Consider the following 14,816-nt stretch of genomic DNA (forward strand, 5'->3'; position numbering starts at 1 on the left):
CTGGTTCAAATGCCGGTCTCGACTCGTGAGGCGACGGGTTTCCCGGCCCTCCGCCGCTTCAATGGGCTAGGTGGGTTCCTGTGGTGTGTCGACCGCCGCGTCGATGAGGAGAGCCGCCGCGCTGATCGGCTGGGTGGCGCTGTCCGCGGTGGCGCCCGGCGCCGCCCACCTGCGGGCCGGCTGGAAGCGCACGGGGTACGCCCTGCTGGGCGGCTACCTCGTCGTCGCCGGCTGCGCGGCGGTGGTGATCGCGAACGCGGACGCCGGGCTCGCGGGACGCGCGCTCAACTGGCTCACCCAGATCACCGTGGCCGCCGCCGCCTGCGCCGTGGCGTGGTTCTCCCTGGTCATCCACTCCTTCGTGGTCCTGCGGCCGGGGACGCTGACGCGGGCGGGGCAGGTCGTCACCGGCCTCGTCTGCGGGGCACTGGCGGTCACGGTCGCCGTGCCGTTCGCCCTGGCCGCGCAGTACGTCGCCGTCTCGCAGCGGACGATCGACACGGTGTTCGCCGAGCCCGCCGCCGGGATGCGGGGCGGGCCGGGCGAGGCGGGCGACCCCTGGACGGGCCGCGACCGGGTCAACGTCCTGATGCTCGGCGGCGACTGGGGCGACAACCGGATCGGCGTGCGGACCGACAGCATCAACGTGGCGAGCGTGGACGTGCACACGGGGAACACCGTGCTGCTGGGCCTGCCGCGCAACCTGGAGCACGTGCTGTTCCCGCCGGGGAGCCCCATGGCGGTGCGCTTTCCTTACGGGTTCCAGCTCCCGGAGTCCAAGCCCGGCTGGCGGGAGGACCTGCTGTTCTCCGTGTGGCAGTACGCCGACGACCATCCCGAGCTCTTCGGCGGGCGCAGGCACATGGGCCCGGAGACGCTGAAGGAGACGATCGGCTACATCCTGGGCATCCGGATCGACTGGTACGCGCTGGTCAACATCTGGGGCTTCGCCAAGATCGTCGACGCTCTGGGCGGGCTGGTCCTGACGGTGGACCGGGACATCGTGTTCGGGAAGTACGGCGAGGGCGTGGTGCCGGCCGGCACCCGCAGGCTGAGCGGCGCCGACGCGCTGTGGTACGCCCGGTCCCGCACCGGCAGCGACGACTACAACCGGATGCGGCGGCAGCGGTGCGTCTTCAACGCGCTGCTGGACCAGGCCGACCCGGCGACCGTGCTCAGCCGGTTCACCGAGATGGCCGCGGTCATGCGGAAGATCTTCCAGACCGACGTCCCCCGGCCCATGCTGGAGCACCTCGTGCCGCTGGCGTGGAAGGTCAAGCACGCCGAGGTGACCAGCCTCCAGTTCGTGCCGCCGCTGATCAGCACGGCCAGCCCGGACTGGGAGCGGATCCGCCTGCTGACCGCCAAGGCGATCCGGCGCTCGGCGTCCCCCGCACACCGGCGGCACCGGCTCTCGCCCACGCCTCAACCCGTGTTCTCCCCCATCGACGAGGGCTGCGGCGCCGTCTGAGCGAACCGCTTAGACCTGTCAGACGTGGAACGACTCGCGGGCGAGGCGGCGCACCCGCGCCTCGTCCACCGTGTGGCCGAGACCGGGCTGGGTGAGGGGCACGGCGACCACGCCGCCCGACGCGCCGACCGGCGGGACGACGACCTGGGCGCTCTGCGGGGGCTCCGCCACGTCGCTCGGCAGCGTGCAGCCGGGCAGGCTCGCCACGGCGACGGTCGCCGCCCGGGCCAGCCCCGCGCCGAGGCCGCCCGCGCAGACGATGTCCCAGCCCGCCTCGACGGCCCGGTCGTGGGCGAGCCGTACGGCGCCGAGCGAGCCGAACCGGGCGGGGCGCAGCAGCAGCGCACTGCCCGCGTGAACGGCGACCGCCTCGTCCAGCTCGGCCACCGAGTCCACCTCGACGGCCACGGCCGCCGAGACGCGATCCTGGAGGTCGGCACTGGTCAGCAGGTCCTTGAACGGCCGCTCGATGGCCACCACGTCGTAGGAGTCGAGGGCTTCGAGCTGGGCGATGTCGGTGTAGCCGCGGTGCCCGTCCACCGCGATGGCCAGGCCCGGATAGGCGGCGCGGACGGCCCTGAGCGGCTCGACGTCCCATCCGGGGTGCACGTCGATGGTGACGTGCGCGTAGCCCGCGCAGACGTGCCGGTTGACCCGGGCCACCATGCTCTCCAGGGACCGGTCCGCGGACAGGCGCACGGTCGCGATCAGGGACGTACGGCTCCCGCCCAGCGCGTGGGACAGAGGGACGCCGGTCATCCGCCCCCACAGGTCCCAGCAGGCCATGTCACCGGCCGTTCCGCCGGGGATCTCCCCCAGTTCGGAGGGGTGCTCCCAGTCGACGCCGATCAGGGCGGGCAGGGACTGCTCCAGCGCGTGGCCGTGGTGCGGCTCGACGACCTCGCCCCAGCCGACCATGCCGCCGTAGTCGGTGACCTTGACCAGGACGCTCTCAGGACGCCTGCCGTACGGCAGGGTCAGTCTGAAGACTTCGAGCTCCCGGACGCGCGGCAATGTGAATCCCCCTCGGCTAGACCTCCATGGTGCCCGCTCGGCGGGCGTGCTCAAAACGCCCTGCGATGAGAGTGCCCGTCCCTGCCATGACCACGAGCAGGGCGAAGCACAGGAGGTAGACCGGCGTCCTCCCGTCGAACCCGGCGAACAGCGCGCCCGTGATCGCGACCGCGACGATGGAGAACACCGACTCCCCGATGCCGAGGGAGGCGCTGTTCCTGCCCTCCTCGCCGGGGGCCGACAGCTCCAGGACCAGCACGGACAGCGTCGGGTAGACCATGCCCATGCCCAGCCCGGCAAGGACCCATCCCCCGAAGGCCACGAGCACGGGCACCTGATGGAACACGGTCAGCGCGGTGATCGTGATCCCGGCCGCGATCATCGTCGTGCCCGCGCGGAGCACCGGCACCCGGCCGAAGCGCCCGCGCCCCTGGATCCACGAGCCGAGCGACCACGCCAGGGCGCCGCCGGTGAGCGCGACCCCCGCCTGCGCCGGGTCGAGGCCGCGCACCCGCGTGAGGGTCAGCGGCACGAACACCTCGGCGGCGAAGAACGCCCCGGCGGCCAGGCCGCGGAGGGCGACCACCGTCGGCAGCCCGCGTGCGGCGCGCAGCGTTCCGGAGGGGAGCAGCCGGGGCAGCGCGAAGGCGAGGACGGCCAGGCCGGCGATCACCAGTGGCAGCCCCGTGCCGGTCGTGCCGCTGCCGTACTGGAGGAGGGCGGCCCCGGCCGCGGCCATGGCGCCCCAGGCGAGCCTCGGCAGGAAGGCGCGGCCCATGGCCTCCCGGACCTGCGGCTCGCCGCCGGGGAGGCCGCGCCACAGGACGAACGCGGCCGGGGCGGCGAGGACCGGCACGGCCAGGAAGACCCACCGCCAGCTCAGGTTCTGCGCGACGAACCCGGCGATCGCCGGGCCGACCACGGAGGGCAGCACCCAGGCGGCGGCGAGCAGGGAGAACACTCGGGGGTGCATCTCGGCCGGGTACACCTGCGCGACCAGGACGTACAGGGCGACGTTGAACAGGCCGCCGCCGAGGCCCTGGAGGAACCTGCCCGCCAGGAAGACCTCCATCGTGGGGGCCGCCCCGGCCACCGCCAGCCCCGCGATGAAGCCCGCGATCCCGGTCCAGAGTGGGGCGCGCGGCCCCCTCGCGTCACTCCAGCGGCCGCCCACCACCGTGGCGATCACGGTCGCCGCCAGCCCCCCGCTGAACGCCAGGCCGTACAGGTGGTAGCCGTTCAGCTCTCGGCCGACGACCGGCATGGCGGTCGCCACGGCCAGGTACTCGAACGCGAGGAGCAGGATGAGGGCCACCATGCCGACGCTCATGGCACGGTAACGCCGCGCGAAGACGGGAGGAGGTGCGGTCACTACTGAAGTCACGTTACGGACCTTACGGAATGCGAGATGGGGACGCCATCGGACCTTGGTCGTAGGACCTGCGCTCGATCGCGGCCGCCATGAGCTCGGGAAACGCGTCCGGCGTGCAAGCGAAGGCCGGGATCCCCATCGCGGCGAGCGCCGCCGCGTTGTCGTGGTCGTACTGCGGCGTGCCCTCGTCGGACAGCGCGAGCAGCACGATCACCTGGACTCCGGCCGCGGTCATGGCCGCCATCCTGCGCAGCATCTCCTCCCGCACACCGCCCTCGTAGAGGTCGCTGATCAGCAGGAAGATCGTGTCCGCGGGCCGGGTGATCAGGCCCTGGCAGTAGGCGAGGGCCCGGTTGATGTCCGTGCCGCCGCCGAGCTGGGTGCCGAACAGCACCTCCACCGGGTCGTGGAGCTGGTCGGTGAGGTCGACGACGGCCGTGTCGAAGACCACGAGCGACGTCCTGAGCGACCGCATCGAGGCGAGCACGGCGCCGAACACCCCGGCGTAGACGACCGACGCGGCCATCGACCCGCTCTGGTCGACGCACAGGACGACCTCTCGCTGTACGGTCTGCTGCCTGCGGCCGTATCCCACCAGCCGGGAGGGGACGACCGTGTTCCGCTCGGGCAGGTAGTTCTTCAGGTTCGCCCGGATCGTGCGGTTCCAGTCGATGTCGGCGGCCCGCCTCGGCCGGTGCGTCCTGGCCGACCGGTCGAGCGCGCCGGTGACGGCGGCGCGGGTCCGCCTGGCGAGCTTCGCCTCCAGCTCCGAGACGACCCGGCGGACCACGGCCCTGGCGGACTCGCGGGCCTTCTCCGGCATCACCCGGTTGAGCGACAGCAGCGTGCCGACCAGGTGGACGTCGGGCTCGACCGCGTCGAGCATCTCCGGCTCGAGCAGCAGGCGGGTCAGGTTGAGCCGCTCGATCGCGTCCTTCTGCATGACCTGGACCACGGTGGACGGGAAATACTCCCTGATGTCCCCGAGCCACCTCGCCACCCTCGGCGCGGAAGCCCCGAGGCCCGCCCCTCTCTCGTAGAGCGCCGCCAGCGCGGCGTCCATGCCGGCGTCGGCGCCCTCCAGGCCGCCGTCCAGGGCGCCCTCGGCCGCGCCGCCGAGCACCAGCCGCCACCGGCGGGCCCTCTCGTCCATCACGCCCTCCCCACGGTTTCCAGCCCCAGGATTTCCAGAACGGTCCGTACGGCTGCCGCCGCCTGCTCGTCGTCGTAGTCGTCCACCTGGGGCGCGGCGGCGGCCGTACCTGACCGGACACGGTCTCCGATCATGCGCCGCTCGGGCGGCGGGAAGGCCCCGAACGTACGCCTGAGCAGCGGCAGCACGTCCACGAACGCCTCCGGGGACAGCCTGGTGAGCCAGTCGTCCACGGTGGCCAGCAGGCGGCTGTCGTGGACGAGCAGCAGGCCGCCCCCGGACAGGAAGCCCTCCATCCACGAGGCGGCGCGGGCCGGCGGGTTGCCGAGGGACATCGACCGCGCCATGCGGGCGGCGACGTCGTCCACGATGTCGGCGATGTCGGCGTCGAAAAGGATCCGCACGACGCGGCCCTCGATCAGCCCCGGCACGCCGGCCCGGCCGGGAACGCCCGTGAGCGTCGCGAGCCAGAGGTCGCCCTCCAGCAGCCCGGCCGCGGTGTGGACGCCGTCGATCAGCGCCACCATCTCGCGGGCCGAGTCGTCGTCGAGCCCGGTCAACGCGGGCACCAGGCCGGCGCAGATCCGCGCCAGCAGGGAGTCGGTGATCGCGCCGAGCCCTCCGGTGCCCCGCACGTCGCCGTACCGCTGGGCGCGGACGAGCGCGGGAAGGGCCGCCATCAGGTGGGTCACCTGGCTGTCGAGGGCCGCCCTGTCCTTGATCGCCTGGAGGACGTCGGGCAGGGCGTCGGACAGGCCTGCCAGCAGGCACCGCTCGACCAGCGAGGTCAGGTCCGCGAGCGACACGTCCGGCCCGGCCGCCAGCTCGCGGGCGCGGCCGGTCGCGGCGGCGTCGACGGTGATCCCCCAGGGGGCCGCCTCGATGAGGGCCACGTCGAACTCGGGCCGCCACTCCAGCGTCCACGACTCCTTGAACGTCCCCTTCCCCCGGGTTTCCCGCCGGGTTCCCCACGGCACGCCGATCAGGCCGAGCCGATGCAGGAGGCGGCTGCGGTCCAGGTCGAGGGGTTTGCGAAGGTCGAGATCGTGCTCACGGGCGAGGGCCTCGGGCTTGAGCCTGAGCCGCCGCTGCTCCTCCCGCAGATGCCGCTGCAGAGGGACCATCGGGGTCGAGTCGGGCACGTGGCCGAGCCGCTCCCCGACGACCATGCGGCGCTGGATCAACTCGACCGGGAGGTCGTCGCCCTCGCACAGCACCGCCCTGGCCGCCTCGGTCACCTCCGACAGCCCCGCGAGCGGCCTCCCGCGCAAGGCGGCCAGGCCCTCGGCCAGCCGGACGGACTCGATCACGTGGGCGGAGGAGACCGGCAGGCCCTCCTCTCGCAGGACCGCCGCGGCCCTGGCCAGCCAGCGCTCGATCGGGCGGTCCGGCGCGGCGAACAGGTGGTCGTACCAGCCCGGGGACGTGATCCCCGCGCCGTAGCCGCTCCGCGCGGAGAGCCGTCCGTGCGTCCACGGCACCCAGGTCATGCCGGCCTTCACCTTGGGCATGCCGCGGAGCAGCCGCTCGTCCTCGGCGGCCGGGGGCAGGGTCGTCAGCGCGGGGACGTGCCAGGCGCCGCACACCACGGCGATGGTCTCGAAGCCGTCCTTCATCGCCTTTCTCAGCGTCTTACGCATGTGGGCCTCGCGCCGCGCCTCCGTGCCGTCCGGGACGTGGCCCTCGCGAACGGCCGCCATCGCCTCGGCCACCACCTGAAGAACGCCGCTCCCGCCCCAATGCCCGCCGATCGCCCGCTCGGCAACCTCGTGGATGGCGACTTCGAGCTCGGCGACTTCGAGCTCGGTGGCCTCGGGCTCGGTGGCCCCGGGCTCGGTGGCCTGGCGCCTGGACGCCTGGTGCTCGACGACGTCCTCCCACCAGCGCTCGGGGTCGTCGTATCCGGCCGCCTCAGCCAGCTCGCCGATCGGGTCGCGGCCCGCGTTCGCGGTCTCCGCCTCGATCTCCATGGCCAGGCTGTGGGCCGCCGGCAGGTCGCAGAAGCGGACCTCGATCCCGGCCCGGAGCGCGTAGGTGATCGCCTGCCATTCTGGCGAGAACACCGCGAACGGCCAGAAGGCGGCCTTGCCCTGGGCGTGTGCCAGCAGGGCGACGGGCGGCTCCATGCCGGGGTCGGCGGCGAGGGCGACCAGCGCGTCGGCCTCCGGCGGGCCCTCGATGAGCACGACGTCAGGCTTGAGCCGTTCCAGCTCGGCTCGTACGGCTCTCGCCGAGCCGGGCCCGTGATGCCGGACGCCCAGGATCGCCGTCTGGACCACCGGCTGGATCGCTGTCCGGATCGTCGTCACGGCGTCAGCCCGCATCGCGGCAGGCCCGATAGAACTCCCGCCAGTCCTCACGGTCGCGGACCACGGCCTCCAAGTACTCCTGCCAGACGACGCGGTCGGACACCGGATCCTGGATCACCGCGCCGACGATCCCGCCCGCGATGTCGGAGGGGCGCAGCACCCCGTCGCCAAAATGGGCGGCGAGGGCGATCCCGCTGGTCACGACCGAGATCGCCTCCGCCGTGCTCAGAGTGCCGCTGGGCGACTTGACCTTGGTCCGCCCATCGGCGGTCACCCCGGAGCGCAGCTCGCGGAAGACCGTGACCACCCGGCGGATCTCCTCCAGCCCGGCCGGGGTGTCGGGAAGCTCCAGAGAACGGCCGAGCTGGGCCACCCGCCGGGAGACGATCTCGACCTCCTCCTCGGCGCTCGCCGGGACGGGCAGCACGACGGTGTTGAACCGCCTGCGCAGCGCGCTGGACAGGTCGTTGACGCCCCTGTCGCGGTCGTTGGCGGTCGCGATGACGTTGAAGCCCTTGGCCGCCTGGACCTCCTCGTTCAGCTCGGGGATCGGCAGCGTCTTCTCCGACAGGATCGTGATCAGGGCGTCCTGCACGTCCGAGGGCATCCGGGTGAGCTCCTCCACCCGCGTCAGCCGTCCCTCGGCCATGGCCCGCATCACCGGGCTCGGGGTCAGCGCCTGCCGGGACGGGCCCTCCGACAGCAGGCGGGCGTAGTTCCACCCGTAGCGGATCGCCTCCTCCGCCGTACCCGCCGTTCCCTGGACCAGCAGGGTGGAATCGCCGCTGATCGCGGCCGCGAGATGCTCCGACAGCCACGTCTTGGCCGTGCCGGGCACGCCGAGCAGGAGCAGCGCCCGGTCGGTCGCCAGGGTGGCCACCGCCACCTCGACGATCCTTCGGGGGCCGACATACTTCGGGGTGATCTGGTCGCCGTCCCCGAGAAGGTACGTCGTCACCGCCCACGGCGACAGCCGCCAGCCCGGCGGCCGGGGCCGGTCGTCGCTCTTCGCCAGCATCGCCAGCTCGTCGGCGTACTGGTCTTCCGCGTGGGGGCGCAGGACGGTCGTCACGAAAGCTCCTTCGACATCTCATAACGGAAAAGCAGGGTGGCGGCCAGGTCGGGCACGTCGTGGACGTGCGCGTGCACCGCGGGGTCGAGCCGCTCACCGGCCAGCCTGATCAGCTCGCCGGCGTTCCACGGCTGGGCGCCGGAGGTCTCGACGATCTTCCGCAGTGCGGCTTGCGCCAGGCGCGGGCCCCATGGCCGGGCCACGCCGCCCAGCATCATGATCATTTGTCCGTCGACCGGCTGCCGCCTGACCAGCTCGGCCGCCCGGTCGGACTGCTCCCCCGGCGGCAGCACGGCCAGCAGGTCGGTCAGCGGTTCCACCTCGAACAGCGCACGCGCCCACTCGGCGTCGCGTTGCAGGATCGCCGCCCGGGTCCAGCCCATGCGGACCTCCCTCTCCCAGTCACCGATCCTCATCCGGGTGATCTCATCGACCGGGAGGCCCAGGTGATCCGGCCAGAAGGCGAGCGGCGTGTGGGCCACGACCTGCTGGAGCCACCAGCCGCGCTGCGCCATCCCGGCGGGCGGCCTGGCCCGGACGCCGTCGCGCTCCATCGTGCTGTCGCACGCCCCGGGCGGCTCCGCCCTCCCCCGGACGAGGCAGCGGGCTGCCCGCTCGGCCATCCGGCGGGCCAGCCGGGAATCGGGCAGCCGGGTGAGCAGGTCGGCGGCGGTCTGCCGCACCTCCCGGCGGCGGTCGTCGAGGGCCGCTTCGAGGAACGGCTCGTCGTCCATGGTCAGGCCGTCGGAGAGGACGGCCACGAACGCGGCCCGGCCCTCCGGCGTCTCCCCGCTCCAGCCCTGTTCGAGCAGCTCGCGGGCACGGGCGGGCGCCGTGGCGCGCAGCGCCGCCAGGAACGCCCGCCTGTCGCCGCTCGTCCCGAACTCCCACGTCTCGGCGGGCGGCACGAGGGCAGGCTCCGCGAGGAGATAGGACCAGGCGGGGTTGAGCTCCGCCAGCCAGCGGCCCCGGGAACCGGTCAGCAGACCCAGGTGGGAACGGATCGAGCGGTCCCGCACCCCATGGTCGAGGAGATCGGGAATCAGCGCGGCGGGAACCCGCACGCCGCCCGCCGCCGCGATCTCCAGCCACTCCGGCAGCAGCCGGGCCTGCTCGCCCATGAGCATCCGGGCCAGCCGGTCGCCCGCCGCCCGGGACGCGAGCGGCCGCGTCTCGGCGGAGGCGGAAGGCAGCGGCCGGCCCCTGCGCGGCCGCCACCCTGCCCGCCTCCGCGTCACGCACACGGCGGCCTCCTCCAGCAGACCGGCCGGCGGTACGGCACGGCGCTCGGCGCCCACCAGAGCGGTGGACACCAGCTCCTCCCATGACCTGCTCACAGCCTCACCACCTGACCTTCCTCGTTCCAGACCGTGAGCGGGCGCAGCCCCCGCGGCGTCCACTCGGCGGCCACCGTCACCGGACGTCCGCCGGAAACGGCCAGCAGCCGCCAGGGAACGCCGCCCTCCGGATGCAACGGCAGCCCGCTCCCCTCCTGGTCGAGGAGGCTCTCCCGGGTGGGGACGGCGTCGGCGAGGACCACGGGCCAGGAGTCCGCCCAGGGGTCGCCCGCCAGCGCCTCGGCGATCCGGCCGGGAAGCCGGGAGATCTCCGTCCCCGGCGGCGGGCCCGCGCTCACGAGGCCGTGCCGCTCGGCCACCAGGGCTCGCAGCGGGGCCGACCCCGGGTAGAACGCGAGGTCCGCGTCGATGGTCGTGCCCGTCACGAGGGAGGCGTCCAGGGCCTGGCCGATGGGCGCGAACGACAGCACGAGCGCGGGACGTCCGGTCTCCCGGCCCATCAGCCAGACGCGGCGGGCGACGAGCCGGTCCTGCTCCTCGTCCCGGCCGCCGATCACGTCCCAGCGGTCGCGCACCGTCGGCGACGCCAGTACGCCTTCCCTGGCGACCGGGAAACCGACCCGCGCCCTGACCGTCTCCCCGAGCTCGCCGGGCAGCTCCGCCGTACGGCGATGCGCCACGGCCAGCAGGTGGATCAGCGCGTACTCCTCCAGCAGCAGACCCGGCCAGTCCTCCTCGCGCAGCACGCGGGACAGGCGGGTCACCGCGCCCGCCACTCCGGGCGCCTGCGCGTCGACCAGCCGCTTGGCCAGGTCGTCCCAGTCCGCGAGGCCGGTCTGCCGGGCGCCCGCGATCCCGTGCGCGATCTGGTCGGACAGCCACCGCTCCAGCTCGGACAACCCCGCCGTGACCCTGCTCTCCCGCTGCGCGGCGACACCCGAGGACCTGCCCACCCCGCCTGAGGCCCCTACTCCCCCCGAAGACCCCGCCCCTCCCGAGGCCGCCTCGGATGCCTGTGCCTCCTTCGCCGCCTGTCGGTCCACCCGGAGACGCCGCTGGTCCAGCCAGTCGGCCACCCAGTCCACGGGCCCATCGGCGACCGCCACGCCGTCCGAGGACCACAGGAGCAGCAGGCCGAGGGCATGCTTGCAAGGGAACTTCCGACTCGGGCAGCTGCACTTGTAGGCCGGCTCGGAAAGGTCCACGCACGCCCGGTACGGCTTCGCGCCGCTGCCCGCGCACTCGCCCCAGACAACGTCGGGCAGCGCCCCCGCGCCCGACCACTTCGCGGGCGCGCTGACGCCCGAGGCCGCCTTCCGCGACGCCGCGTCAGGTGCCAGCGCGAGCACCTGATCCCGGCTCCAACGTTCGATCACGCGCCGCACACTAGCCAGCCCCTCCGACAAATCCGCCGGGGACGCGTCGCCGGGCCGGCGACCGATCCCCATGCGGTGGACTCCCTCACCACGCTCGCCGTGGGCAGCATCCCTGTTGACCCCCGCTTCGTTGGCCGCTGCCAACACCGGTCGTGTGGCTGACGACGTCCACACCCCCGGCGCTGGAACCAGCGTCGCCGGAAGTGTCGGGGGTGCGTGGAATACTCACGAGCGTGATGGCGCGAACGACCCAGAAGGCTTTGATCGGGCGTTCGGGAGAGCTGGATCGGCTCCTGGGCGTGCTGGACGCCGCCGCCGAGGGGCTCGCCGGGGTGGCGCTCGTGGGCGGGGACGCCGGGATCGGCAAGACCCGGCTCGTCACGGAGCTGTGCCACCACGCCCAGCGGCGGGGGTTCGTCACGCTGGTGGGCCAGTGCGCCGAGCTCGGCGACGCCCTGCCGTACCTGCCGCTCGCGGACGCCCTGCGCGGCGCGGCGGCCGCTTCGGGCAACCCCATCGGTGCGGCGGTGAGCGCGAGGCCGGTGCTGCAGCGCCTGCTGCCTGGCGGCGACTCGGGACATGCCGAGGCGGCGACCGGCGCGCTCACGCAGCAGCGGCTGTTCGGCTCGGCGCTCGACATGCTGTCGGAAGTGGCCGGCGACTGCCCGGTGCTGTTCGTCTTCGAGGACCTGCACTGGGCCGACCGCTCCACGCGTGACCTGCTCGTCTTCCTCACCCGCATGCTGCAGCGCGAGCGGGTCTTCCTCGTGGGGACCTACCGGACCGACGACCTGCACCGGCGCCACCCGCTGCGCCCGGTCCTGGCCGAGCTGAACCGGCTTCCGCTCGTCACCGCCGTCGAGCTGGCCCCGCTGGCGAACCACGAGATGGCCGAATACCTGTCCACGCTCAGCGAGACCGACGGCGGCGTGATCGGCGGGGTGATCGGCGGGGTGGTGGAGCGCGCCGGGGGCAACCCGTTCTTCGCCGAGGAGTTACTGGCCGCGTCGGCCGACTGCGAGCGCGTCCCGGGCACGCTGGCGGATCTCCTGCTCGCCCGCGTGGAGGCGCTGCCGGACACGCCCCGGCAGGTGCTGCGGGTCGCGGCCGTGGCGGGCCGCCGGATGGGCCACGACCTGCTCCGGGACGCCACGCGCCTCAGCGACCTCCCCCTGGAGGACGCGCTGCGCGAGATCGTGTCCCGCGGGCTGCTGACGACGAGCACGGACGGCTACGCCTTCCGGCACGCGCTGCTACAGGAGGCGGTCTACGACGATCTGCTTCCCGGCGAGCGGACCCGGCTGCACGCCGCGTTCGCCGAACTGCTGGCCGCGCGCGGCGGCTCGCCCGCCGAGCTGGCCCACCACTACCTGGCGAGCCACGACCTGCCCGGCGCCCTCAGGGCCTCGGTGGAGGCGGCCCGGCTGGCGGTCGAGCTGGGCGCGCCCGCCGAGGCGCACCGGCATTTCGAGCGGGCGCTCGAAGTGTGGGACCAGGTGCCGGCGGCCGAGGAACTGGCCGGCGAGCCGAGAGCGCGGCTGGCTCTGGCGAGCTCCGCGGCGGCCGCCGAGAGCGGCGACTACCACCGGGCGATATCCCAGCTCAGGCGGCTGCGCAAGCTGGCCGGCGATCCGCTCCTCATCGCGGAGACCGACGAGCGGCTGGCCTACTACCTCGCGGACGCGGACGACGACGGGCCGGGGATGACGGCGGCCGCCCAGGAGGCCGTGGAGCTCGCGCCGGAGAGCCCCCTGCTGGCCAGGGCCCTCGCCACCCAGGCGCGGGCCCTGTGGTGGAACTACCGCGTCGAGGAGGCGACCGCGGTGGCCACCCGCGCGCTGGAGGTCGCCCGGGCGACCGGCGCGAGGGACGCGGAGACGAGCGCGCTGGTCTCGCTGGCGCTGTTCGAGGAGGCCACGGGCTCCGCCGAGCACGCCCAGGAGCTTCTGGCCCGCGCCACCCGGCAGCCGTCGGGCGACCTGTCCATCGACATGCGGGCGCACTTCAACCACGCGCGCCTGCAGTACGAGCAGGGGCATCTGGAGGCGGCGGCCCGGACGGCGGGAGAGGGCGTACGGCTGGCCCGCGAGACCGGCCTCACCTGGAGCACCTACGGCACGGACCTGCGGTTCCTCTACTACCTGGTCCACTACGCGAAGGGCGACTGGGGCACGGCGGAGCGGCTGGGGGCCGAGTTCGGCATCCGGGTCGGCGCCAAGGCCGAGGCCCGCCTGTCGTCGTTCGCGCTGTTCGTCGAGGTCGGCAGAGGACGGCCGATGGCGGACGAGCGGCTGAAGTGGCTCTCTCCCTTCCTGTCCGACGAGCTGGTGGCCTACATGGCCCGCGGCATGGCCGCCGAGCAGGCCCTCTGGCGCGGCGATCCCGCCACGGCCCTCGACCACGTCACCGCGATCCTGGACGTGCTGGAGCCGTTCGACCCTGGCGTGATCCGGATCGCCGCCACCGGCCTGTGGGCCCTCGCCGACCAGGGGCACGACCAGCGGCACGACCGGCGGCGGGAGGGCGGCGACCTGCTGGAGAGGGCCCGCTGGGCGGCGGCCAACGGCCCGTCCGGCCCGCGCGCCGAGCTCGGCCCCGAGGGGCGCGCGTGGCTGGCCCGTGCCGAGGCCGAGTGGCAGCGGGCGCGCGGCACGGCGGACCCGGAGGTGTGGCGGAAGGCCACGGACGCCTTCGGTTTCGGCTTCGTCTACGAGCAGGCCCGGTCGCGCTGGCGGCTGGCGGAGGCCCTGCTCGAAGCGGGTGACCGCGAGGCGGCCCACACGGAGTGGATCAAGGCGGCGAAGGTGGCCGGCGAGCTGGAGGCGGAGCCGTTCCGGGCGGCCCTGGACGAGCTGGGGCGCCGGGCCCGGTTCGTGGACGGCGCCGTCGCCGGCGTGCTGAGCGGCCTCACCAGCCGGGAGCGGGAGGTGCTCACGCATGTCGCAGCGGGCCTGCCGAACCGGAGGATCGGCGAGCTGCTCTTCATCTCGCGGAAGACCGTCAGCGTGCACGTCTCGAACATTCTGGCCAAGCTGGGCGTGGCGACCCGCACGCAGGCCGCGGCGATCGCCCATCAGGAGGGGTTACATGCGGCTGATGACGCTTGACGCGTATCCGGACGGGCCGTCCGTCGAGGCCCGGAGCGAGGCCGAGGCGCTGGAGGTGGCGGGCCGGGCCTTCACCGGCCCCGAGCCGGTCATCGCGTTGGAGGACGGCAGGAAGCGGTTCGTCCGCCGTGACGTGTCGGGCGCGTTCGTGTCGATCGAGGAGCGGCCGCCCGTGGCCGAGGCGCTCGACCTGCTGCCGCATCCGGAGGGCGGCTGGTTCCGGGAGACGTGGCGCTCCCCCGTGACGTTCGAGCCGCCCGGCTACGGCGGCGTACGGCACAGCGCGACCGGGATCTACTTCCTGCTCGGCCCAGGTGAGGAGTCGGTCTGGCACGTGGTGCGCAGCGACGAGGTGTGGCTGTGGCACCGGGGCGGCCCGCTCACCCTGGTCCTCGGCGGCGACGGCGACGCGCCCGGCCGTGAGTCGGTGATCACGCTCGGCCCCGGCGTGGAACACGGCCAGGTGCCGCAGGCTCTGGTCTCGGCCGGGGTCTGGCAGTCCGCCCGGCCGGCGGGTCCGGAGGCGGTCCTGGTGAGCTGCGTGGTCTCCCCCGGCTTCGACTTCGCCGACTTCCGCGCGGTGGGCGGTCCCACGGAGGGGCCCACCGAAAATACTGTGTAATCGAGACGCCAGGCAGCAATTC

At 73.8% G+C, this 14,816-nt stretch carries 10 protein-coding genes; 3 read left to right on the top strand and 7 right to left on the bottom strand.

Annotation, left to right across the window (positions count from 1 at the left end; all coding sequences use genetic code 11):
- Window positions 1-103: 103 nt before the first annotated feature.
- Window positions 104-1,471: an LCP family protein gene (locus ABH927_RS09300; protein WP_370019897.1), complete on the top strand. Its 1,368-nt coding sequence runs from the start codon at window positions 104-106 to the stop codon at window positions 1,469-1,471.
- Between the two features lie 18 nt (window positions 1,472-1,489).
- On the opposite strand, the gene ABH927_RS09305 is transcribed toward ABH927_RS09300, so the two are convergent.
- The 7 genes from ABH927_RS09305 to ABH927_RS09335 are packed head-to-tail and all read right to left on the bottom strand — an operon-like array spanning window position 1,490 to window position 11,065.
- Entirely contained in the window at window positions 1,490-2,485 is a 996-nt protein-coding gene (locus tag ABH927_RS09305; protein WP_370019899.1) for an enolase C-terminal domain-like protein, read from the bottom strand.
- 16 nt (window positions 2,486-2,501) lie between these two features.
- On the bottom strand, window positions 2,502-3,869 hold the full coding sequence (locus ABH927_RS09310) for an MFS transporter (RefSeq protein ID WP_370019901.1): 1,368 nt from the start codon (window positions 3,867-3,869) through the stop codon (window positions 2,502-2,504).
- A gap of 10 nt (window positions 3,870-3,879) precedes the next feature.
- Window positions 3,880-5,010, bottom strand: coding sequence for a VWA domain-containing protein (locus tag ABH927_RS09315; RefSeq protein WP_370019903.1), 1,131 nt, complete (start codon window positions 5,008-5,010; stop codon window positions 3,880-3,882).
- Window positions 5,010-7,334, bottom strand: a complete 2,325-nt coding sequence (locus ABH927_RS09320) for a DUF5682 family protein (protein ID WP_370019905.1) — start codon at window positions 7,332-7,334, stop codon at window positions 5,010-5,012. The genes ABH927_RS09315 and ABH927_RS09320 overlap by 1 nt, the downstream gene beginning before the upstream one ends.
- Entirely contained in the window at window positions 7,324-8,337 is a 1,014-nt protein-coding gene (locus tag ABH927_RS09325; RefSeq protein WP_370020223.1) for an AAA family ATPase, read from the bottom strand. The genes ABH927_RS09320 and ABH927_RS09325 overlap by 11 nt, the downstream gene beginning before the upstream one ends.
- Window positions 8,338-8,387: 50 nt before the next feature.
- Window positions 8,388-9,728 carry a DUF5691 domain-containing protein gene (locus ABH927_RS09330; protein ID WP_370019907.1) on the bottom strand — a complete coding sequence of 447 codons (1,341 nt, stop codon included), beginning with the start codon at window positions 9,726-9,728 and terminating at the stop codon, window positions 8,388-8,390.
- Window positions 9,725-11,065 (bottom strand): SWIM zinc finger family protein, encoded by a 1,341-nt coding sequence (locus tag ABH927_RS09335; RefSeq protein WP_370019909.1) that lies wholly within the window; start codon window positions 11,063-11,065, stop codon window positions 9,725-9,727. Before ABH927_RS09335 ends, ABH927_RS09330 begins: the two co-directional genes overlap by 4 nt.
- Before the next feature lie 236 nt (window positions 11,066-11,301).
- On the opposite strand from ABH927_RS09335, the gene ABH927_RS09340 reads away from it, so the two are divergent.
- Window positions 11,302-14,172 carry a helix-turn-helix transcriptional regulator gene (locus ABH927_RS09340; RefSeq protein ID WP_370019911.1) on the top strand — a complete coding sequence of 957 codons (2,871 nt, stop codon included), beginning with the start codon at window positions 11,302-11,304 and terminating at the stop codon, window positions 14,170-14,172.
- Complete coding sequence (locus tag ABH927_RS09345) at window positions 14,162-14,794, top strand: cupin domain-containing protein (protein WP_370019913.1); 633 nt, start codon at window positions 14,162-14,164, stop codon at window positions 14,792-14,794. The genes ABH927_RS09340 and ABH927_RS09345 overlap by 11 nt, the downstream gene beginning before the upstream one ends.
- Window positions 14,795-14,816 lie beyond the last annotated feature (22 nt).

Origin of the sequence: Planotetraspora sp. GP83, from assembly GCF_041262585.1 — a bacterium.
Taxonomy (GTDB): domain Bacteria; phylum Actinomycetota; class Actinomycetes; order Streptosporangiales; family Streptosporangiaceae; genus JAOEGB01.

Coding starts and splice junctions, on each gene's coding strand:
- ABH927_RS09300 (WP_370019897.1), top strand. CDS start 104: ATGAGGAGAGCCGCCGCGCTGATCGGCTGGGTGGCGCTGTCCGCGGTG.
- ABH927_RS09315 (WP_370019903.1), bottom strand. CDS start 5,010: ATGGACGAGAGGGCCCGCCGGTGGCGGCTGGTGCTCGGCGGCGCGGCC.
- ABH927_RS09320 (WP_370019905.1), bottom strand. CDS start 7,334: ATGCGGGCTGACGCCGTGACGACGATCCGGACAGCGATCCAGCCGGTG.
- ABH927_RS09325 (WP_370020223.1), bottom strand. CDS start 8,337: ATGCTGGCGAAGAGCGACGACCGGCCCCGGCCGCCGGGCTGGCGGCTG.
- ABH927_RS09340 (WP_370019911.1), top strand. CDS start 11,302: ATGGCGCGAACGACCCAGAAGGCTTTGATCGGGCGTTCGGGAGAGCTG.
- ABH927_RS09345 (WP_370019913.1), top strand. CDS start 14,162: ATGACGCTTGACGCGTATCCGGACGGGCCGTCCGTCGAGGCCCGGAGC.